This window comes from Bacillus sp. BC05(2025), from assembly GCF_056725905.1.
In genome coordinates, this window is the sequence record NZ_JBWYRA010000019.1 from 20,074 (window position 1) to 41,931 (window position 21,858).

Annotated in this window: 18 protein-coding genes and 2 tRNA genes; all 20 read left to right on the top strand. The window is 36.5% G+C overall.

What is annotated here, in order from left to right; genetic code table 11:
- Positions 1 to 6 precede the first annotated feature (6 nt).
- The 20 genes from ACZ76X_RS28430 (at position 7) to pabB (ending at position 21,855) form a co-directional block, all read left to right on the top strand.
- Positions 7 to 231 (top strand): anti-sigma-F factor Fin, encoded by a 225-nt coding sequence (locus tag ACZ76X_RS28430; protein WP_098668009.1) that lies wholly within the window; start codon positions 7 to 9, stop codon positions 229 to 231.
- Between the two features lie 105 nt (positions 232 to 336).
- Positions 337 to 3,867 (top strand): transcription-repair coupling factor, encoded by a 3,531-nt coding sequence (mfd, locus tag ACZ76X_RS28435; RefSeq protein WP_342716594.1) that lies wholly within the window; start codon positions 337 to 339, stop codon positions 3,865 to 3,867.
- A 136-nt stretch (positions 3,868 to 4,003) separates the two neighbouring features.
- A complete protein-coding gene (gene spoVT, locus ACZ76X_RS28440; RefSeq protein WP_000648306.1) occupies positions 4,004 to 4,540 on the top strand; it encodes a stage V sporulation protein T in 537 nt (178 codons plus the stop codon).
- 228 nt (positions 4,541 to 4,768) lie between these two features.
- Complete coding sequence (locus ACZ76X_RS28445; protein ID WP_479852415.1) at positions 4,769 to 6,370, top strand: putative polysaccharide biosynthesis protein; 1,602 nt, start codon at positions 4,769 to 4,771, stop codon at positions 6,368 to 6,370.
- 12 nt (positions 6,371 to 6,382) lie between these two features.
- Entirely contained in the window at positions 6,383 to 7,843 is a 1,461-nt protein-coding gene (gene yabN, locus ACZ76X_RS28450; RefSeq protein ID WP_098668006.1) for a bifunctional methyltransferase/pyrophosphohydrolase YabN, read from the top strand.
- 14 nt (positions 7,844 to 7,857) lie between these two features.
- Complete coding sequence (locus ACZ76X_RS28455; protein WP_098668005.1) at positions 7,858 to 8,133, top strand: RNA-binding S4 domain-containing protein; 276 nt, start codon at positions 7,858 to 7,860, stop codon at positions 8,131 to 8,133.
- A gap of 58 nt (positions 8,134 to 8,191) precedes the next feature.
- On the top strand, positions 8,192 to 8,500 hold the full coding sequence (gene yabP, locus ACZ76X_RS28460) for a sporulation protein YabP (protein WP_001059101.1): 309 nt from the start codon (positions 8,192 to 8,194) through the stop codon (positions 8,498 to 8,500).
- A complete protein-coding gene (gene yabQ / locus ACZ76X_RS28465; protein WP_479852416.1) occupies positions 8,497 to 9,150 on the top strand; it encodes a spore cortex biosynthesis protein YabQ in 654 nt (217 codons plus the stop codon). Before yabP ends, yabQ begins: the two co-directional genes overlap by 4 nt.
- A complete protein-coding gene (divIC, locus tag ACZ76X_RS28470) occupies positions 9,147 to 9,506 on the top strand; it encodes a cell division protein DivIC (RefSeq protein WP_001208736.1) in 360 nt (119 codons plus the stop codon). Before yabQ ends, divIC begins: the two co-directional genes overlap by 4 nt.
- Before the next feature lie 87 nt (positions 9,507 to 9,593).
- The gene (locus ACZ76X_RS28475) at positions 9,594 to 10,076 is read left to right on the top strand and encodes a S1 domain-containing RNA-binding protein (RefSeq protein ID WP_000021452.1); all 483 of its coding nucleotides are present in this window, start codon (positions 9,594 to 9,596) and stop codon (positions 10,074 to 10,076) included.
- Positions 10,077 to 10,237: 161 nt separating this feature from the next.
- Positions 10,238 to 10,311: transfer RNA gene (locus ACZ76X_RS28480), tRNA-Met, on the top strand.
- Between the two features lie 13 nt (positions 10,312 to 10,324).
- Positions 10,325 to 10,396 (top strand) — tRNA-Glu (locus tag ACZ76X_RS28485).
- 260 nt (positions 10,397 to 10,656) lie between these two features.
- Positions 10,657 to 13,128, top strand: a complete 2,472-nt coding sequence (gene spoIIE, locus ACZ76X_RS28490; RefSeq protein ID WP_001123533.1) for a stage II sporulation protein E — start codon at positions 10,657 to 10,659, stop codon at positions 13,126 to 13,128.
- 219 nt (positions 13,129 to 13,347) lie between these two features.
- Positions 13,348 to 14,778 carry a tRNA lysidine(34) synthetase TilS gene (gene tilS / locus ACZ76X_RS28495; RefSeq protein WP_479852417.1) on the top strand — a complete coding sequence of 477 codons (1,431 nt, stop codon included), beginning with the start codon at positions 13,348 to 13,350 and terminating at the stop codon, positions 14,776 to 14,778.
- On the top strand, positions 14,775 to 15,317 hold the full coding sequence (hpt, locus tag ACZ76X_RS28500; protein ID WP_000981838.1) for a hypoxanthine phosphoribosyltransferase: 543 nt from the start codon (positions 14,775 to 14,777) through the stop codon (positions 15,315 to 15,317). Before tilS ends, hpt begins: the two co-directional genes overlap by 4 nt.
- Positions 15,318 to 15,402: 85 nt before the next feature.
- A complete protein-coding gene (gene ftsH, locus ACZ76X_RS28505) occupies positions 15,403 to 17,304 on the top strand; it encodes an ATP-dependent zinc metalloprotease FtsH (protein WP_001079658.1) in 1,902 nt (633 codons plus the stop codon).
- 224 nt (positions 17,305 to 17,528) lie between these two features.
- The gene (locus ACZ76X_RS28510) at positions 17,529 to 18,317 is read left to right on the top strand and encodes a type III pantothenate kinase (RefSeq protein ID WP_000578367.1); all 789 of its coding nucleotides are present in this window, start codon (positions 17,529 to 17,531) and stop codon (positions 18,315 to 18,317) included.
- Between the two features lie 6 nt (positions 18,318 to 18,323).
- Entirely contained in the window at positions 18,324 to 19,199 is an 876-nt protein-coding gene (hslO, locus tag ACZ76X_RS28515; protein WP_479852418.1) for a redox-regulated molecular chaperone HslO, read from the top strand.
- Between the two features lie 114 nt (positions 19,200 to 19,313).
- Positions 19,314 to 20,237: a cysteine synthase A gene (gene cysK / locus ACZ76X_RS28520; protein WP_099686265.1), complete on the top strand. Its 924-nt coding sequence runs from the start codon at positions 19,314 to 19,316 to the stop codon at positions 20,235 to 20,237.
- Between the two features lie 220 nt (positions 20,238 to 20,457).
- Entirely contained in the window at positions 20,458 to 21,855 is a 1,398-nt protein-coding gene (pabB, locus tag ACZ76X_RS28525; RefSeq protein ID WP_479852419.1) for an aminodeoxychorismate synthase component I, read from the top strand.
- Positions 21,856 to 21,858: the final 3 nt, after the last annotated feature.

A 21,858-nucleotide genomic window follows, 5' to 3' on the forward strand; every position in this document is an offset into this window, starting at 1 on the left:
GCTAGTATGGAAGGGTATTATTATTGCAGACATTGCGGGAGTAATGTAGGCTCCGTTACCGCAGAAAAAGTATATAGCGACGTTTTATTTCAACTAACAGAGCAAGAAGTAGTAGAGATGATTCATTTTCATGAGAATGGAAATATATATATACAAACGATTTGTGAATTGTGTCAAGAAACGCTCGCATCTTATCCTGAGTATTATGAATATGAAAAATTTCTGCAATAAAATGTTGGCGCTTTGGCATGTCCAAAGCATTTTTCTGTTTTCTTTTTCCGAAATATTTGCATAAAATACAGTGGCTTGCTCTTTATGTTGAGAGGGGTTTTGAAAATGATAGGTTTATTAGAGCAATTTTATAAAAATGAAGAGATCCAATCGGTTATTAATGGATTAGAAGATGGTTTAAAAGAGCAACTTGTATCAGGTATGGCAACCTCTTCTCGTTCGTTATTAATGGCGGCCTTATATAAAAAAACAAAAAAATCACAACTTATTGTGACGCATAATTTATATCAAGCACAAAAAGTACACGAAGATTTAGTGGCGTTACTTGGTGAAAAAGATGTGTGGCTATACCCAGTAAATGAATTGATAGCATCAGAACTTGGTGTTGCAAGCCCAGAATTGAAGGCACAACGCATTGAAGTATTAAATCGCTTAGCTGCAGGAGAGCACGGGATTATTGTAGCACCAGTCGCAGGGTTACGCAGATTTTTACCAATGAAAGAATTGTGGAAGCAAAGGCAAATCGAAATCAGTCTAGGGCAAGAGATTGATTTAGATACATTCTTGCATACCTTACACCATATTGGCTATGAGCGTAAGTCGATGGTAGAAGCTCCTGGGGAATTTAGTTTACGCGGGGGAATATTAGATATTTATCCACTAACTGAAGAGTTACCAGTTCGTATTGAATTTTTCGACACAGAAGTCGATTCTATTCGATTATTTGATGTGGATGAACAGCGCTCTCAAGATAAAAAAGAAAGTGTTAGATTCGGTCCAGCAACGGAGTTCTTATTTTCACAGGAAGAATTGAAATCGGGAATTAAGCATCTTGAAGAAGGCTTGACTAAGACGATGCAAAAACTTTCCGATGATAAATTGAAGACTACAGTGCTTGAGACGGTAAGTCATGAAATTGAAATGTTAAAAAACGGGCAAAGTATAGAACAGATGTTTAAATATTTATCTATTTTCTATAACGAACCTGCTAGTCTGATAGATTATTTACCAGAAGATGGTGTTGTGATTTTAGATGAGATTTCCCGTATTCAAGAAACAGCATCACATCTTGAAACGGAAGAGGCGGAATGGTATATATCACTTCTTGGTGAGGGAACGATTATTCAAGATTTATCTTTCTCCCACTCGTTTGAAGAATTTCTTCATCATAAAAAAAGAAGCTTTGTATATTTAACGTTATTCTTACGTCATATCGCCCATACACACCCACAAAACATTGTGAATGTAACATGTAAAACAATGCAAGATTTCCATGGACAGATGCAGTTATTGAAAACTGAAATTGATAGATGGAACGAAGGGCATTTTACGACGGTTGTGTTAGGTACAGATGATGAACGTGTAAAAAAACTACAACATATTTTAAGTGACTATGATATTGAGGCAGATATTGTAGAGGGCACAGATATATTATTGCCTGGAAGGTTACAAATTGCTGTAGGTGATTTACATGCAGGGTTTGAAATGCCGATGCAAAAACTTGTTGTCATTACTGAAAAAGAACTTTTTCATAAGAAAGTTAAAAAATCACAACGTAAGCAAAAGTTATCTAATGCTGAACGTATTAAAAGTTATTCGGAATTAAAAGTTGGGGATTATGTAGTTCATGTAAATCATGGTATAGGTAAATTTTTAGGTATCGAGACATTAGAGATTAATGGTGTTCATAAAGATTATTTAAATATTAAATACCAAGGTAATGATAAGTTATACGTTCCAATTGAACAAATTGACCAAGTGCAAAAATATGTAGGATCTGAAGGTAAGGATCCGAAAGTTTATAAATTGGGCGGAAACGATTGGAAGAAGGTCAAAACGAAAGTTGAAAAATCTGTACAAGATATTGCAGATGACTTAATTAAACTATATGCAGAGCGCGAAGCTTCAAAGGGTTATGCATATACACCAGATACGGCAGAACAACAAGAATTTGAGTCTTCTTTCCCGTATCAAGAGACAGAGGATCAATTACGTTCTATTGAAGAGATTAAAAAGGATATGGAACGAGGACGTCCAATGGATAGGCTTCTTTGTGGCGATGTAGGGTATGGAAAGACAGAAGTAGCTATTCGTGCGGCGTTTAAGGCGATTATGGATGAAAAGCAAGTTGCAATTTTAGTGCCGACAACGATCCTTGCACAACAACACTATGAAACAATTCGAGAGCGTTTTCAAGATTATCCAATTAATATAGGATTGTTAAGTAGATTCCGTACGAGAAAACAGCAAAATGAAACGATTAAGGGCCTAAAAGATGGCACAGTAGACATTGTAATCGGAACACATCGTATTTTGTCTAAAGATGTTACTTATAAAGATTTAGGTCTTCTTATTATTGATGAAGAACAAAGATTTGGTGTAACGCATAAAGAAAAAATTAAACAATTAAAAGCGAATGTCGATGTATTAACATTAACGGCAACTCCAATTCCGCGTACGCTCCATATGTCTATGCTTGGTGTGCGTGATTTATCTGTTATTGAGACGCCGCCGGAAAATCGTTTCCCAGTTCAAACATATGTAGTAGAGTATAATCCAGCATTAATGCGAGAAGCGATAGAACGAGAGCTTGCAAGAGGTGGTCAAGTTTACTTCCTGTATAATCGTGTAGAGGATATCGAACGAAAAGCAGATGAAATTTCGATGTTAGTTCCAGACGCGCGTGTAACTTATGCACACGGGAAAATGAACGAAAGTGAATTAGAGTCTGTTATGCTATCGTTTTTAGAAGGGCAGCATGATGTTCTTGTAAGTACAACGATTATTGAGACGGGTGTAGATATTCCGAATGTAAATACGTTAATTGTATTTGATGCGGATCGTATGGGATTATCACAGTTGTATCAGCTCCGTGGACGTGTTGGACGTTCTAATCGTGTTGCGTATGCATACTTTGCATACAAACGAGATAAGGTGTTATCAGAAGTTGCTGAGAAGCGTCTGCAAGCTATTAAAGAGTTCACAGAGCTTGGATCAGGTTTCAAAATTGCGATGAGAGACTTATCAATTCGTGGTGCGGGTAACTTATTAGGAGCCGAACAACATGGATTTATTGATTCTGTCGGCTTTGATTTATATTCTCAAATGTTAAAAGATGCAATTGAACAGCGTAGAGGAACAGACGGAGTTGAAAATACAGTTAATGTTGAAATTGATTTAGAAGTAGATGCATATTTACCGGATGCTTATATTTCAGATAGTAAACAAAAAATTATGATGTATAAACAATTTAGAGGGGTTTCTGCAATTGAGGATATCGAAGAATTGCAGGAAGAGATGATAGATAGATTTGGTGATTACCCGCAAGAAGTTGGTTACTTATTACAAATCGCAAATATTAAAGTGTTGGCAATGAAAGAACAAATTGAGTTAATTAAGCAAAATAAATTTGAAGTAACAATTCTGTTCTCAGAACAAGCGAGTCAAAATATTGATGGTGGAAAATTATTCATGCTTGGAAATAGTTTTGGACGTATGATTGGTCTAGGAATGGAAGGATCACAATTGAAAATCGTTATGAAAACAAATGGCTTAGAGACATCGAAGTGGTTAACAATTGCTGAAAATTTATTAAAAGGCTTGCCAGATGTAAAAAAAGAAGTCATAAATGCCTAATATTAGATAAAAAAATGCAATTCGACGTGCATAGAAGAACTAATGTGTAAAATACTATGTCTAACAGTTGGTGATTTTTACATGAACAGGTAAATTCACCACTTTGATCATCAGTAGAAAGTGAGGCAGCATTAGAATGAAAGCAACTGGAATCGTACGTCGAATTGATGATTTAGGTAGGGTAGTAATCCCGAAGGAAATTCGTAGAACTTTACGTATTCGAGAAGGGGACCCACTAGAAATATTTGTAGATCGCGATGGGGAAGTAATTTTAAAGAAATACTCTCCAATTAGCGAACTAGGTGATTTTGCAAAAGAATATGCAGAGGCTTTATATGATAGCTTAGGACATAATGTGCTTGTATGCGATCGAGATTCTATTATCGCAGTATCAGGTGTATCAAAAAAAGAATACTTAAATAAAAGCGTTGGCGATCTAATTGAAAAAACGATGGAAGAAAGAAAGTCTGTTATTATGACGGACGAAAGTGATATTTCCATTATTGATGGCGTAACAGAAAAGGTTCACTCTTATACAGTTGGACCAATTGTTGCAAATGGAGACCCAATTGGAGCTGTCATTATTTTTTCAAAAGAAGCTATTATAAGCGAGATTGAGCATAAAGCAGTTAATACTGCTGCAAGTTTCTTAGCGAAACAAATGGAACAGTAAGGATGTATAATTTTAGAAGTAGCAATCTTTCCTAATTATGATATTTCTTCTTGAGAGATCAATTATTTGGAGATGTGTATATTGAATGAAGGTAGCGCTTTGCTACCTTTTTTCGTTGAACATTTCTAGCGTTGCACGAACGTATGGTTACTCGTGTAGGTAAGGAAGCTTGTCCTTTTCTTTATGATATAATACGAGGGGTGAGAATAGAAAAAGGAGTTTTCTTGTATGGAATCGAAGAAGTATCAAGCCTTTTGGCGAGGGGCTATTATATTAACAATCGCAAGTTTTGTTACAAAGGTATTAAGCGCCTTTTACCGTATTCCATATCAAAATATAGCGGGTGACGTTGGTTTTTATATTTATCAACAAATTTATCCGTTTTATGGATTTTGTTTAATTTTAGCTACTTATGGGTTCCCCATTATAATTTCAAAAATGGTTGCGGAACGATTAGAACGAGGGAAAAAGCAAGAAGCAGAGGAAATTATCTGTGTATCTTTTTGGTTTTTATTAGGGATTGGTTTCATAGGATTTTTTACACTGTTCTTTGGTGCCGAGGCAATTGCAACAGCCATGGGTGATATACACTTAGATAAGCTATTACGTGTTATTTCCTTTTCATTCATATTGATGCCGTTTTTATCTGTAGCAAGAGGATATTTTCAGGGGTTCAATAATATGATGCCAACAGCTGTTTCGCAAGTGATAGAACAAACAATTCGTGTTTCTATTATTGTATTTTTATCTCTATTCCTAATTGCTCACGGATTTGATTTATATACAGTTGGTGCAGGTGCTATGTTAGGTTCAATCGCAGGTGGACTGATTGGGATTATCGTACTGGTACTTTATATGCGTCATGATTTTCATTCTATATTCTTCAAAAGCGTAAAGAGAATTAGAGGGAAAAAGAAGATCATTAAAATCCTGTTTTGGCAAGGATTGGCGATTTGTGTTAGTAACTTAGTGCTTATTTTTATACAAATGGCTGATTCTATTTCTTTCTATTCTTTACTTATTGGGGCAGGAGAGCAAGCTGAAAGTGCAAAGGTGTTAAAAGGTGTTTATGACAGAAGTATCCCGCTTATGCAATTAGGTACTGTCGTAACAACTTCTTTCTCGTTGTCGCTTATTCCAATTATAACAGCAGCGAAGGAAAGAGGAGATCTTACCTTTATTCAAGAAAAGGTAAAGTTAGCAATGAAAATAACATTTGTTATTGGGTTTGCAGCGGCCATTGGATTAACTTGTATTATTCAGCCTACAAATATTATGTTGTTTGAAAATAGTGATGGGTCAGATGTTTTATCCATCTTATCTTTATCTATTTTATTTAGTTCATTGTCAATTACAACCGCTTCTATTTTGCAAGGGTTAGGACAAACACTAAAACCAGCAATATTCGTTATATTTGGGGGTTGTTTAAAGTTAGCTTTAAATTATATATTAATGCCGTATTTTGGTGTGAAGGGAGCTGCAATTGCAACGCTAGTTGCGTTAATTGTAATCTCTGTACTAAATAGTGTATTACTTATGCGAGCTGTATCTGAATCGCTTATCGACAAACAGAATATGTTAGGTGTAGTTATTAGTGGTATCGGTATGGGATTTGTATTAATAGTCTTTATGCGTATATTGCAAATGTCTGGATTAGTAATTGATACGGAACATAGAGGAATTGCGACACTTGAGGCATTATTAGGTGTAGCTATCGGTGGATTAGCATATATGTTTTTAATTTTAAAATTACGTATATTTACAAAAGCGGAAATAGGAACCGTTATGAAAAAAGGGACAAAAGAAGGTTCATTGAAGAAGAGTGGATAGAGGTGGCAGGTTGTGAGTGGAATCATTACTATTTTAGGATTAGGTGCTGGTGAATTAGATCAGTTAACGATGGGTGTATATCGAAAAATAAAAGAAGCGGATCACATGTTTGTTAGAACGAAGGAACATCCCGTTATAGAAGAGTTGGAGAAAGAAGGTATACAATATACTGCTTTTGACAATGTATATGAAGCACATGATACATTTGAAATTGTATATGAAACAATTGCGAATACATTGCTAAAACAAGCTGAAGGTGCAGAAATCATCTATGCTGTTCCAGGGCATCCGCTTGTAGCGGAAAGAACGGTTCAGCTACTGTTGGAAAAAAGTGAAGTAGCGAATATTGAAGTGCGAATTGAAGGTGGACAAAGTTTCCTTGATCCTATGTTTGCAAGTCTTAAGATTGATCCGATTGAAGGGTTCCAATTAATTGACGCTACATCATTTGAAAGAGGACAATTAGAATTACGTCAACACTTAATCTTTTGCCAAGTATATGACGCATTCGTTGCATCAGATGTGAAATTAACATTAATGGAGATGCTGCCAGATGATTATGAAGTGTATATCGTAACAGCTGCAGGGACTTCATTTGAACAAGTGAAAAAGGTGCCGTTGTACATGTTAGATCATGAAACGGAGTTGAATAACTTAACGAGCGTATATGTACCACCAGTTCAGGAACGTGCGTCCTTGTATCAACAGTTTGATGTACTTCGAGAAATTATTGCAGACCTTCGTGGCCCAAATGGTTGTCCGTGGGATAAAAAGCAAACGCATCAATCTTTAAAGAAGTATTTAATTGAGGAAGCTTATGAAGTATTGGAAGCAATTGATGAAGAGGATGACGATCACTTAGTAGAGGAACTAGGTGATGTATTACTACAAGTTATGCTGCATGCTCAAATCGGAGAAGATGAAGGTTGGTTCTCTATAGATGATATTATTCGAACTTTATCTGAGAAAATGGTTCGTCGTCATCCGCATGTGTTTGGGAATACAGATGTAAATAGTGCCGATGAAGTACTTGCCAATTGGGAAGAAATTAAAAAACAAGAAAAAGGATTTGTGAAAGAATCCGTTTTAAATGGAGTTCCAAAAAGTTTGCCGCAGTTACTACGTGCGTATGAAATCCAGAAAAAAGCTGGCAAGGTTGGTTTCGATTGGGTTGATGTGCAACCGATGATAGAGAAAGCCTTAGAAGAATGGCACGAGTTCCAACAAGAAGTTACAAACATGGATGAGGCGAAGATGTTAAGTGAATTCGGCGATTTACTATTTGCATTTGTTAATATAGCTCGTCATTATAAAATAGATCCAGAAGAAGCGTTACGTTCAACAAATGAGAAATTTGTCGGTCGTTTCTTATACATGGAAGCAAAGGTAGCCGAAATGAATAAAGAGATGCAAGATTTATCATTAGAGCAGTTGGATGTTTTATGGGAAGAGGCAAAACAAACAGAGCGTTAATAGGGGGATTTGATATGCGTTTAGATAAGTTTTTAAAAGTATCACGTTTAATTAAAAGAAGAACATTAGCGAAAGAAGTAGCTGATCAAGGAAGAATATCAATTAATGGTCAAGTGGCAAAAGCGAGTTCAGATGTGAAAGTAGCTGATGAATTAACAATTCGTTTCGGTCAAAAAATAGTAACTGTAAAAATAAATGAATTGAAAGAAACGACTAAAAAAGAAGATGCAGCAAATATGTATAGTTTAGTTAGCGAAGAAAAGGTAAAGGCTGAAGAAGGCTTGTTCTAAAATCGATTATCCCTTCATACATTACTATTAGCTAGTATAAATGTATGGGGGGATTTACGTGAATAATGGTTACTCACCTATGTCTTCTAATCAACAAAATGTTTCTGTAGAGCATGATATTATTATGCGTGGCAGGCGTGTAATTGATATTACCGGTGTAAAGCAGGTAGAGAGTTTTGATAGCGAAGAGTTTTTGCTTGAGACTGTAATGGGCTTTTTAACAATTCGTGGTCAAAATTTGCAAATGAAAAATTTAGATGTGGAAAAAGGTGTTGTATCGATTAAAGGAAAAGTTCATGAGATGCTGTATATTGATGAGAATCAAGGGGAGAAAACTAAAGGATTCTTTAGTAAGTTGTTTAAATGAGCCTAACAATTCAGTTGTATACGATGCTCTCAATGATCGGAATGGGTGCTTGGATTGGAGCGTCTTTAGATACATACCAACGATTTTTAAAGCGGCAAGAACGTAAACGTTGGCTTGTGTTTATACATGATATACTATTTTGGATTGTCCAAGCATTATTTGTCTTTTACGTATTGCTTCTTGTAAATGAAGCTGAACTACGTGTATATGTATTTTTGGCATTATTATGTGGTTTTGCGGCGTATCAAAGCTTATTGAAAGCAATATACATGAGACTGTTAAATTTTCTCATCTATATTTTTATGCAAACAACACACTTTTTTGTTCAAATTATAAAGCTACTCATGATAAAACCTGTTATTATTATAGCGCAGCTATTTATTGCATTTATATTATTCTTATTTCGTATACTGCTTTCAATTGGACATGTGTTATGGAAAATGGTGATTTGGATATTACTTTTCATATGGAAAGTTTTTTTCTGGCCTGTTCGATTTATTGCTTCGCTCATATGGAAACTTCTCCCTAATCGTGTTAAACTTTTTATAATGAAACATGTAGGGTTCCTGCAATATATAGCAAAATTGAAGGAATATATCTTCCAATTATGGGAGCGTATAAAAAAGAAGTTAGGGGGACCTCGAAAATGAGGGAACTGAGACAAAGAACAATCGAAAAACAGAGTCCAAATCCTGTTAAAGAGCATATAATACAAACGGATGAGAACAGGAAGCGACTTTATCGCCGTTTAGCGGTTTTTCTTGTCTTTGCTTTTACAATTATTGCGAGTATTAGTGTAACGTTTTATCAACAAAACAGTTCCATTAAAGCAAAAGAAGCAAAAGTTAAGGACATGAAAAAAGAACTGGATTCATTAACGAACAAAGAAAAGAGTCTAAAAGACGAAGTTCAAAAGTTGAATGATGAAGAGTACGTATTAAAGATTGCTAGAAGGGATTATTTCTTCTCTGGAAAAGGGGAGATAATTTTTCCTGTTTCTAAGTAGAGTATGTCTTATTGACACTATATTTTAGGATTATATATAATAAAGTAAAATTTGACTTTTTAACCACTAAGGAGGAGCATTTTTTTTATGTCAATCGAGGTAGGCAGCAAGTTACAGGGTAAAGTAACAGGTATTACAAATTTTGGGGCTTTTGTGGAGCTGCCAGAAGGCTTAACGGGTCTTGTTCATATTAGTGAAGTTGCTGATAATTATGTGAAAGATATTAACGATCACTTAAAAGTGGGCGACCAAGTAGAAGTAAAAGTTATTAACGTTGAAAAAGATGGTAAGATCGGTTTATCTATTAAAAAAGCGAAAGAGCGTGAAAAAACAGAAGGAGATCGTCCACGTGGTGAATACCAACGCGGTGGTGATCAACAACGTTCTGGGCGTCCACAACGTAATCGTTCTTTCAACAGAGATAACCGTGGTGGCGGTAACGACCGTGCTCCAAAAGAAACATTCGAGCAAAAGATGGCACGTTTCTTAAAGGATAGCGAAGATCGTTTAACTTCTTTAAAGCGTAACACAGAATCTAAACGTGGTGGCCGTGGCGCACGTCGCGGATAATAAGAACGTTTAATTCTTAGTATATAGAGAGGTGCCCAGGGCGATTGCTCGGGGTGCTTTTTTATATGTAAAAATATATTTTTTTAAAAAGTTTTCAAGATGTGTTGACTTTAAATTATATCTAGGGTAAGATACTAATTGTCCGTTAAATAAGACGACATGGCGGTGTAGCTCAGCTGGCTAGAGCGTACGGTTCATACCCGTGAGGTCGGGGGTTCGATCCCCTCCGCCGCTATATTTAATTTAACGGCCCGTTGGTCAAGTGGTTAAGACACCGCCCTTTCACGGCGGTAACACGGGTTCGAATCCCGTACGGGTCATCTAAAAAAGATCATGCAAATGTGCATGATCTTTTTTTGTTAAATAAATTAAGACATACAACACTTCTACAAAATCACCCTATATTTTCTGAATGTTCGGTTAAAATATTAAAAATAAAATACATACCGTGTATATATGTAGAGTTATTTCGAATAAAAAGTCGAACGATTATAAAAGTGAAAACTGTTGTTTTGACAAAAATCCCAATAATCATCTTTTATAATGACAGTAATTAAACTATGCAGGTGGTGTTAAAAATATGCCTAAAGCAGGAAGGAATACTATGAATACAAGTGCATTGGCAATGAATGAAGGTCAGCTTGGAGGAGTAAAGTGGACGAGTAAGTTGCGAATGAAGTTTGAACAAGTTTTCTTTAGATGGGGATTTATTATTGTTGTTATTGGTTTTCTTTTGGGACGAGCATATATATTAACAAACATTTTACCGTTTGCACTACCGTTTTTTGCTGCTGTTTATGTTATGAAGCGGGATAAAATGCCGCTCGCGTTCTTGGCTCTAATGGGAGGCGCACTTTCAGTTTCGATAGATAATTTATTCTTTACCTTTGCATCTATCTTTACTTTCTTCATTTATAATATCTTCTTTAGTCGGTTTACACGTAAAACTGTTGGACTTGTACCATTCCAAGTATTTATCTCCGCATTAACTGCACATTTAGTTGTTGTATATTTTGCACAACAAACTGTTACCATGTACGATTTACTCGTTAGTACGATTGAGGCGGGGCTTAGCTTCGTATTAACTATGATATTTTTACAAAGTGTCCCACTTCTAGTAGAAAGAAAAGGGAAACAACAAGCATTAGAGACGGAAGAAATCGTTTGTTTAATTATATTACTAGCATCTGTTTTAACAGGTACAACAGATTGGTTTGTATATGACGCTTCTATTCAACATATTTTTACTAGATATTTAGTGCTCGTGTTTGCATTTATCGCGGGAGCTGCTACAGGGTCTACAGTGGGAGTTGTCACTGGATTAATATTAAGTTTGGCGAATGTCTCCAGTTTGTCCCAACTTAGTCTGCTTGCTTTTTCTGGGTTGCTTGGTGGTTTGCTAAAAGAAGGGAAGCGATTAGGTGTTAGTTTAGGTTTATTAATCGGGACGAGCTTGATTACACTATATGTAGACAAGCAAACAAACATTGTGACAACTTTAATTGAATCTGGTGTAGCGATTGCTTTCTTCTTATTAACACCGAAACTTGTTATGGATCGTATTGCTAAATTCATGCCAGGCACACAGGAGCATTCGCAAGATCAACAACAGTATTTAAGAAGAATGCGTGATGTTACGGCGAATAAAATCAATCAATTTGCCAATGTATTTGCTGCTTTATCTAATAGCTTTTCTGTATATGGATATGTGGAGGAGGAAGATAAAGAGACAGAGGCAGATTTGTTCTTAAGTACAATTACTGCAAAAACATGTCAAACATGTTTTAAGAAAGATCAATGCTGGGTAGTTAATTTCGATAAAACGTACGATTATATGAAACAAATAATGAGCGAAACGGAAGAAGGAACTCTGCAGCATAATCGGAAGCTAGTTCGTGAATGGGACAAGCATTGCGTGAGAGGGAAGAAAGTGACGGATTTAGTAGCAGGTGAATTAGATCACTTCTATGAGGGACAAAAATTACGAAAACAAATGAAAGAAAATCGTAGAATAGTAGCGGAGCAACTATTAGGTGTATCAAAAGTTATGGAGGATTTTGCTAAGGAGATACAAAGAGAAAGAGAAAATCATCAAGTACAGGAAGAACAGATTCTGCAAGCATTTCGTGATTTTGGTGTAGAAATAGAGCATGTTGATATTTATTGTTTAGATAGAGGAAGTATTGATATTGAAATGTTGATTCCAGTTGCCTCTAATGAACATGGAGAGTGTGAAAAATTAGTTGCACCAATGCTTTCTGATATCTTAAAGGAAAATATAGTTGTGAAACATGAAGAAAAATCTTCTTACCCGAACGGTCATAGCTTAATATCATTTGGTTCAGCAAAAACGTATTCTCTTGATACCGGCTTGGCCACAGCTGCGAAAGGCGGTGGGTTTGTTTCGGGTGATTCTTATGCAATGATGGATTTAAGTGTTGGGAAATATGCCCTTGCAATTAGTGATGGCATGGGAAATGGGCAAAGAGCTCATATGGAGAGTAAAGAAACAGTGAAATTATTACAAAAAATACTTCAGTCAGGCATTGATGAGGAGATAGCGATTAAATCTATTAACTCTATTCTTTCTTTAAGAACAACAGAAGAGATGTTTACGACATTAGACTTAGCTATGGTAGATTTGCGGGATGCGAGTGCGAAGTTTTTAAAGATTGGATCGACGCCAAGTTTTGTTAAACGCGCAAATAATATTTTGAAAATTGAAGCAAGTAATTTACCAATGGGAATTATTGAGGATGTTGAAGTTGATGTAGTGGGTGAGCAATTAAAGACGGGCGATATTCTTATTATGATGAGTGATGGGATTTTTGAGGGTGCGCAACATGTGGAGAATCACGAGTTATGGATGAAGCGGAAAATTAAAGAGTTACAAACTGAAGATCCGCAAGAAATTGCTGATATCATTATGGAAGAGGTGATTCGCTCTGGCGATGGTTATATAAATGATGATATGACTATTGTAGTAGCGAAGGTGAAGAAAAATATGCCGAAGTGGGCTACCATTCCAATTGTAGGAATGCAAGCGCAATAAACTTGAAGTGTGATATTTCTTTCTAAAAACCTAGGTGGATGCCTAGGTTTTTTTGCTTTAAAGGATAATATTATTATTTTTGTGAATATGTACGGATGATGTAAGATAAAAATGTAATTTTTGTATATCTTTTTTTTGCACAATGTTTGTAAAAGTTGTACCATTATAAACAAGGTAACTAACGTTGCTGTTCTTGTTTAATGAAAGGTGATTACGAAGTTGAAAGATACATTTGTTGAAAAGGTAGATGACTTTGTAAAGCAGCATGATGTATTAAAGGAACGCTCAACAATTGTTGTAGGGGTTTCTGGTGGTCCTGACTCTTTGGCTCTTCTATATTATTTGTTAGAAAAAAGAGCGGCAAAACAGTTTGAGATTGTAGTGGCGCATGTGGATCATATGTTTAGAGGTGATGAATCTCATGAGGATCTACAGTTTGTGCAGGACATTTGTAAAGGACTGGGAGTTATTTGCGAAACGATAAGGATTAATGTGTCGCAATATCAACAGCAATACGGGATGAATGCACAAGTTGCTGCTAGAGAATGCAGATATGCATTTTTGGAAAGAATAATGAAGAAATATGATGCGAGGTATGTAGCCCTTGGGCATCATGGTGATGATCAAGTAGAGACGATTTTAATGCGCCTTGTACGAGGGAGTACTCCGAAAGGATATGCAGGAATTGCAGTGAAGCGTCCCTTTCATAATGGGTATTTAATTAGGCCGTTACTTGGAGTAACGAAGGAAGAGATTGTTGATTACTGTCATAAGCAAAAAATAATTCCTCGTATAGATCCAAGCAATAAAAAGGAAGTATATACAAGGAATCGATTACGTAAATATGTTCTTCCTCATTTGAAAGAAGAAAATCCACAAGTGCATGAGAAGTTCCAAAAATTTAGCATGCAGATGCAAGAGGATGAGGCGTATTTGCAGGAATTAGCTTTTGAGAAAATGAATAAAGTAATTACAAAAAAAAGTGATAAACAAATTAGCTTATCAATTCCTGCCTTTGAATCCATGTCTATGCCTTTACAAAGAAGAGGGATTCAACTAATATTAAACTATCTTTATGAATATAAGATTCCATCTTCTCTTTCCTCTATACATATTGACAAAGTGATTGAGTTTTTTAAGCGGACACAACCTTCGGGTTCACTTGATTTCCCAGGTGATTTAAAAATTGTTCGCGCATACGAGGAGTGCAGCTTTGGATTTAAACAAGAAATTGTTTCCCCTTTTTTACAAGATTTATCAGTGCCCGGGACAATTACGCTATCGAACGGGGATATGCTTGTAACAGAGGTGAGCGAAGATATACCAAGTAACATGAATGAAACAATTTTTGTTGCTAAGTATAATGATATATCATATCCACTTCGTATTCGTTCTAGAGAAAATGGAGATCGCATGTCAATACAAGGTATGAATGGCACCAAAAAGATAAAAGCTATTTTTATCGAAGCGAAAGTACCGAGAGAAAAAAGAGAAGAATGGCCGGTCGTTTGTGATGCAAGTGGGAACATTATTTGGATACCCTTGTTGAAGCGATCTGCATTTGCTATCTCGAAAGAGGTAACAAAGAAAGATAAATATATGATTATTCACTACAAAAGCAAGGAGTCTTCCGGGAGGATAATGAAATGATGAATCAAGATATCGAAAAAGTATTAATTTCTGAAGAACAAATACAAGAAAAGGTGCTCGAGTTAGGTGCAATTATTGCAGAGGATTATAAAAATACAGTACCTCTTGCGATTGGTGTACTAAAGGGTGCAATGCCATTCATGGCAGATTTATTAAAGAGAACAGATACATATCTTGAAATGGATTTTATGGCTGTATCTAGTTACGGTCACTCAACTGTTTCAACAGGCGAAGTGAAAATTTTAAAAGACCTTGATACTTCTGTAGAAGGTCGCGATATTTTAATCGTTGAAGATATTATTGATAGCGGTCTTACGCTAAGCTACTTAGTAGACCTATTTAAATATCGTAAAGCGAAGTCTGTAAAAATTGTTACGTTATTAGATAAACCAACAGGCCGTAAGGTAGATTTGAAAGCGGATTATGTTGGATTTACTGTACCGCATGAATTTGTTGTAGGGTATGGATTAGATTATAAAGAGCAGTACCGTAATCTTCCTTATGTAGGAGTATTAAAACCAAGCGTTTACTCAAATTAATTAAATACAGGCGTCACAATTGTATAGGAAAGTTTTTCTATGTTACGATTTACTATAGTGTTTATGCCGTGAGAGGAGGTTAGGAATGAATCGTATCTTCCGTAATACCATCTTTTATTTACTGATATTCCTAGTAGTAATTGGAATCGTGAGCTATTTTAATGGTTCGACACAAAAAACGACATCAGTTAGCTACGATAAATTCATTACTAAACTAGAAAAAGGTGAAGTTCGTAATGTGCAACTTCAACCGAAAAATGGTGTGTTTGAGGTAAAAGGACAATTTAACAACTCTAGCCAAGGAGAACAATTTGTTACTTATGCACCAAATACTGAGGAATTACAAAAGAAAATTAATGACAAAGCGCAAGGTGCTGAAGTTAAGTATCAACCAGCAGAAGAAACAAGTGCTTGGGTAACATTCTTTACTTCTATCATTCCGTTTGTTATTATCTTCATTTTATTCTTCTTCTTATTAAACCAAGCTCAGGGCGGCGGTAGCCGTGTTATGAACTTCGGGAAAAGTAAGGCGAAGTTATATAATGACGAAAAGAAAAAGGTTCGTTTCAGAGATGTTGCTGGGGCGGATGAAGAGAAACAAGAGCTTGTTGAGGTAGTTGAATTCTTGAAAGATCCTCGTAAGTTCGCTGAGGTTGGTGCCCGTATTCCGAAGGGTGTTCTATTAGTTGGACCTCCAGGTACAGGTAAAACTTTATTAGCACGTGCTGTTGCAGGTGAGGCAGGCGTTCCGTTCTTCTCTATCAGTGGTTCTGACTTCGTAGAGATGTTTGTCGGTGTCGGTGCATCACGTGTACGTGATTTATTTGAAAATGCAAAGAAAAATGCTCCTTGTATCATTTTCATTGATGAAATTGATGCGGTAGGACGTCAGCGTGGTGCAGGTCTTGGTGGTGGCCATGATGAGCGCGAGCAAACGTTGAACCAATTACTTGTTGAAATGGATGGATTCGGTGCAAATGAAGGTATTATTATCATCGCTGCGACAAACCGTCCTGATATTCTTGACCCAGCATTATTACGTCCAGGTCGTTTTGACCGTCAAATTACAGTAGATCGTCCAGATGTAAATGGCCGTGAAGCTGTACTTAAAGTACATGCTCGTAATAAACCGCTTGATGAGAATATCAACTTAAGAGCAATTGCAACTCGTACGCCAGGATTCTCTGGTGCCGATCTTGAAAACTTATTAAACGAAGCTGCGTTAGTAGCTGCGCGTCAAGATAAGAAGAAAATTGATATGAGTGACATTGATGAAGCAACGGATCGTGTTATTGCAGGTCCGGCTAAGAAAAGTCGTGTTATCTCTGAAAAAGAACGTAATATCGTCGCTTTCCATGAAGCGGGCCATACTGTAATTGGTGTTGTTCTTGATGAAGCTGATGTCGTTCATAAAGTAACAATTGTCCCTCGTGGTCAAGCTGGTGGATATGCAGTAATGCTTCCGAAAGAAGATCGTTACTTCATGACAAAGCCAGAGTTACTTGATAAAATCACTGGTTTACTTGGTGGTCGAGTAGCTGAGGAGATTGTATTTGGTGAAGTGAGTACAGGTGCTCATAACGACTTCCAACGTGCGACTGGTATCGCAAGACGTATGGTTACGGAATTCGGTATGAGTGATAAGCTTGGACCGATGCAATTTGGTAGTTCGCAAGGTGGTCAAGTGTTCTTAGGAAGAGACTTCCATTCAGAACAAAACTACAGTGATGCAATTGCACACGACATCGATGTGGAAATGCAAACGATTATGAAAGAATGTTATGCTCGTGCAAAAGACATTCTTACTGAAAATCGTGATAAGCTAGATCTTATTGCAAAAACGTTACTTGAAGTAGAAACGTTAGATGCTGAGCAAATCAATCATTTATGTGATTACGGCAGATTGCCAGAACGTCCAACATCTTCAGCTGATGTGAAAGTGAACATCAATATGAAGAAGGACGATGAAGAATCAGAAGATAAGTAAGAGATGAAGGAGTGACGGTGGTCACTCCTTTTTTATTTGTGTAATGAAATGAAGTAGAAAAAGAATTTAAATAAATATAGTATTAAAAATTGAAATAGAGCGTAATCTTTTTGTAAAATGATGAGGATAGAAAAGCTGATTATATAAGTATGTGTGATATGATGTTTTTATAAGTTTTATACATACTGCACAAATATAGATTAAATAAGATAAGTGGTGAGAATATGATTTTTGTATTGGATGTAGGGAACACAAATGCTGTACTAGGCGTGTTTGAAGAGGGGGAACTTCGTCAACATTGGCGCATGGAAACAGATCGTCATAAGACAGAAGATGAATATGGAATGCTTGTAAAGCAGTTGCTTGAGCACGAGGGTCTTTCGTTTGAAGATGTGAAAGGTATTATCGTGTCTTCAGTCGTACCGCCAATTATGTTTGCTTTAGAGCGCATGTGTGAAAAGTACTTTAAAATTAAACCGCTTGTAGTAGGTCCTGGAATAAAAACTGGGCTAAATATTAAATATGAAAATCCACGTGAAGTAGGTGCGGACCGAATTGTAAATGCAGTAGCTGGAATCCACTTATATGGAAGTCCGCTTATTATTGTCGATTTCGGTACGGCTACTACATATTGTTATATTAACGAAGAAAAGCATTATATGGGTGGCGTTATTACACCGGGAATTATGATTTCAGCAGAGGCTTTATACAGTAGAGCGGCAAAACTTCCTCGTATTGAAATCACAAAACCAAGCAGTGTTGTTGGGAAGAATACGGTAAGTGCGATGCAATCAGGTATTCTTTATGGTTATGTTGGACAAGTGGAAGGTATTGTTAAGCGTATGAAAGAGGAAGCTAAACAAGAACCGAAAGTTATTGCAACAGGTGGATTGGCGAAATTAATTTCAGAAGAATCGAATGTAATTGATGTTGTAGATCCATTCTTAACATTAAAAGGTTTGTATATGTTATACGAGCGTAATGCAAATTTACAGCATGAGAAAGGTGAATAAATAAGTATGAAAGATTATTTAGTAAAAGCGTTAGCGTTTGATGGAGAAGTGCGTGCGTATAGTGTACGTACTACTAACACGGTAAGTGAGGCGCAAAGACGTCATGATACATGGAGAACAGCTTCAGCGGCACTTGGTCGTTCTTTAACTGCAGGTACAATGATGGGCGCAATGTTAAAAGGTGACCAAAAGCTAACGATTAAGGTAGAAGGTAATGGTCCGATTGGTCCTATCTTAGTAGATGCTCATGCAAATGGGGATGTACGTGGTTACGTAACGAATCCACATGTTGACTTTGAAGGAACGGAACAAGGAAAATTACGTGTATATCAAGCTGTAGGTACTGAAGGATTTGTAACAGTAATTAAAGATATTGGTATGCGTGAGCCGTTTATTGGTCAATCTCCAATTGTTTCAGGAGAATTAGGGGATGACTTCACGTATTATTTTGCAGTTTCTGAGCAGACGCCTTCTTCTGTAGGTGTTGGCGTTCTTGTAAATGGAGATGACAGTATATTAGCGGCAGGTGGATTTATCCTTCAAATTATGCCGGGTGCGCAGGAAGAAACAATTTCGTTCATTGAAGATCGTTTGCAGAAGATTCCTCCTGTATCAACATTGATTGAACAAGGGCTTTCTCCAGAAGAGTTACTGTATGCAGTTCTTGGAGAAGATAAAGTAAAAGTATTAGAAACGATGGACGTTCAATTTAATTGCACATGCTCACGCGAACGTATTGAAAGTGTATTAATTAGTTTAGGTAAAACGGAGTTAGAGCAAGTTCGTGAAGAAGAAGAAGAAACAGAAGTTCATTGTCATTTCTGTAATGAGCGATATAAGTTTTCTAAAGAAGATATTACAAATTTAATTGAGAATTTGTAATAAGGGAAATTAAGAGGATTCACCCTCTATATAGATTGACAAACAGGGAATTTTCTGACAAAATCTAAATATAGACAAAACCAATAAAAATACTCGGTGTTAGGAGTGACAGGAATGCGAGTGGCACAATCAGTTTCAGAATTAATCGGGAAAACGCCGATCGTTAAGTTGAACCGCATCGTAGAATCAGACAGCGCAGATATATACTTAAAATTAGAATTTATGAATCCAGGGAGTAGTGTTAAAGATCGTATTGCATTAGCTATGATTGAAGATGCTGAAAAAAAGGGATTATTAAAAGAAGGCGATACAATCATTGAGCCAACAAGTGGTAACACAGGAATTGGTTTAGCGATGGTAGCGGCTGCTAAAGGATATAAGGCAATTTTAGTAATGCCAGAAACAATGAGTGTTGAACGTCGTAATTTATTACGTGCTTACGGTGCTGAATTAGTATTAACTCCAGGTCCTGAAGGAATGGGTGGAGCAATTCGTCAAGCGACTGAATTAGCAAAAGAGCATGGCTACTTTATACCACAACAGTTCAAAAACCAATCGAATCCAGAAATTCATCGTTTAACAACAGGTCCAGAAATTGTTGAACAAATGGGCGACCAATTAGATGCGTTTATTGCAGGAATTGGTACAGGTGGAACGATTACTGGTGCTGGTGAAGTACTGAAGGAAGCATATAAAGATATTAAAATTTATGCAGTAGAACCTGCGGATTCACCAGTATTATCTGGTGGAAAACCAGGTCCACATAAAATCCAAGGAATTGGGGCGGGATTCATCCCAGAGACGTTGGATGTAGAAGTATATGATGAAATTGTTCAAGTAAAAACAGAACAAGCATTTGAATATGCAAGAAGAGTGGCGAAAGAGGAAGGTATTTTAGTGGGTATCTCTTCTGGAGCAGTTATTTATGCAGCAACAGAAATTGCGAAAAAGTTAGGTAAAGGGAAAAAGGTACTTGTTATTATCCCAAGTAACGGTGAACGTTATTTAAGTACACCACTTTATCAATTTGAATCTTAATTATATGTGATTGAAAAAGCATCCTTGAAAAAGGATGCTTTTTCTTTTTGGATTGGAAATAGGAAAAGAGTGAATGACTAGAAAACTTCATGTAAAATAAGAGGTAGTATAATTAATTTATTTTCACTAGCCTTCGAGTGTAACCCTTCTGCATACATAACGAATATAGTTTGAAGTGGTTACTTTAAGAAGGTGGGATAAAAGAAGACGGGGTGTTGATATGCAACGAAGAAAATCTTTAGCGCTTTCTATTCCATATCAGTTAGATTTCTTTAAGCAATATAAATTTCTTTCTAAGGATAAACCGCAACATATTTTGTTAGAAAGTGGACGTGGCGGTCGTTATAACATTGCGGGGTTGAACCCAGTAGCGGTAATCCAAGGGAAGGGTGAAACGTTACATATAAGTGAAAGTGGTAAGGAAACAATAAAGCGAGGAAATCCATTAGATTTAATGCAGGAGTATATGGAGCAATGGAAAACAGACTATAATCCAGGGTACCCGCCATTTCAAGGTGGTGCAATTGGTTACTTTAGTTATGATTGCATCCGTTATATTGAAAAATTACCTTCTCTTGCAGAGGATGATATTAATATACCTGATATATTCTTTTTATTATTTGATGATGTGTTTGTGTATGATCAAGAAGAAAAAGTATTATGGATTATTACACATTATGTAGATAAGCGTGAAGAGGCAAAAGAGCGATTAAATGAATGGAAGGTTCTTTGGGCGACAGAAGCGCCGGAAGTGACTATACCGTTTGCATGCCCTGAAAAGAAAAGTGAAGCAGTTGCTTTTACAGAAGAAAGCTTTATGAAGGCGGTTGAATGTATTCAAGAATATATTGGGGCTGGTGATGTGTTTCAAGTAAACTTGTCGACGAGACAAGAAAGAACGTTACAAACACACCCGTTAGAAATTTATACAAGCCTTCGTGAAATTAATCCCTCTCCATATATGGGATACTTGGAGCTTGGGGATTTTCAAATTGTTAGTGCTTCGCCTGAATTGCTAATTAAAAAACAAGGGCAAGAAGTAAGTACAAGACCAATTGCTGGTACAAGATCCCGCGGTGCGAATGAACAAGAGGATGAAGAATTAGCAAGGGAATTAATTGAGAATGAAAAGGAACGAGCAGAGCATGTCATGCTTGTAGATTTAGAACGAAATGATTTAGGGCGCGTTTGTAAATATGGCACTGTAGAAGTAGATGAATTTATGGTAATTGAAAAGTACTCACATGTTATGCATATCGTTTCTAATGTGCGTGGTGAGGTGGAAGAAGATAAGGATGCTTTCGATTTAGTGAAAGCTGTATTCCCTGGTGGAACAATTACTGGTGCCCCGAAAATACGTACGATGGAAATCATTGAAGAATTAGAGCCTGTTCGCAGAGGGATTTATACAGGTTCAATTGGTTGGATCGGTTATTCTGGAGATACAGAATTGAATATTGTAATTAGAACCCTTCTTGCTAAAGATGGGAAAGCTCATGTACAAGCAGGAGCGGGAATTGTAATTGATTCAAATCCGGAAAATGAATATAAAGAGTCGCTCAAAAAGGCGATTGCTTTATGGCGTGCAAAAGAACGTAGCGAAGAAACGGTTAGGTGAGAG

Coding starts and splice junctions, on each gene's coding strand:
- ACZ76X_RS28430 (WP_098668009.1), top strand. CDS start 7: ATGGAAGGGTATTATTATTGCAGACATTGCGGGAGTAATGTAGGCTCC.
- mfd (WP_342716594.1), top strand. CDS start 337: ATGATAGGTTTATTAGAGCAATTTTATAAAAATGAAGAGATCCAATCG.
- spoVT (WP_000648306.1), top strand. CDS start 4,004: ATGAAAGCAACTGGAATCGTACGTCGAATTGATGATTTAGGTAGGGTA.
- ACZ76X_RS28445 (WP_479852415.1), top strand. CDS start 4,769: ATGGAATCGAAGAAGTATCAAGCCTTTTGGCGAGGGGCTATTATATTA.
- ACZ76X_RS28455 (WP_098668005.1), top strand. CDS start 7,858: ATGCGTTTAGATAAGTTTTTAAAAGTATCACGTTTAATTAAAAGAAGA.
- yabQ (WP_479852416.1), top strand. CDS start 8,497: ATGAGCCTAACAATTCAGTTGTATACGATGCTCTCAATGATCGGAATG.
- divIC (WP_001208736.1), top strand. CDS start 9,147: ATGAGGGAACTGAGACAAAGAACAATCGAAAAACAGAGTCCAAATCCT.
- ACZ76X_RS28475 (WP_000021452.1), top strand. CDS start 9,594: ATGTCAATCGAGGTAGGCAGCAAGTTACAGGGTAAAGTAACAGGTATT.
- spoIIE (WP_001123533.1), top strand. CDS start 10,657: ATGCCTAAAGCAGGAAGGAATACTATGAATACAAGTGCATTGGCAATG.
- hpt (WP_000981838.1), top strand. CDS start 14,775: ATGATGAATCAAGATATCGAAAAAGTATTAATTTCTGAAGAACAAATA.
- ftsH (WP_001079658.1), top strand. CDS start 15,403: ATGAATCGTATCTTCCGTAATACCATCTTTTATTTACTGATATTCCTA.
- ACZ76X_RS28510 (WP_000578367.1), top strand. CDS start 17,529: ATGATTTTTGTATTGGATGTAGGGAACACAAATGCTGTACTAGGCGTG.
- hslO (WP_479852418.1), top strand. CDS start 18,324: ATGAAAGATTATTTAGTAAAAGCGTTAGCGTTTGATGGAGAAGTGCGT.
- cysK (WP_099686265.1), top strand. CDS start 19,314: ATGCGAGTGGCACAATCAGTTTCAGAATTAATCGGGAAAACGCCGATC.
- pabB (WP_479852419.1), top strand. CDS start 20,458: ATGCAACGAAGAAAATCTTTAGCGCTTTCTATTCCATATCAGTTAGAT.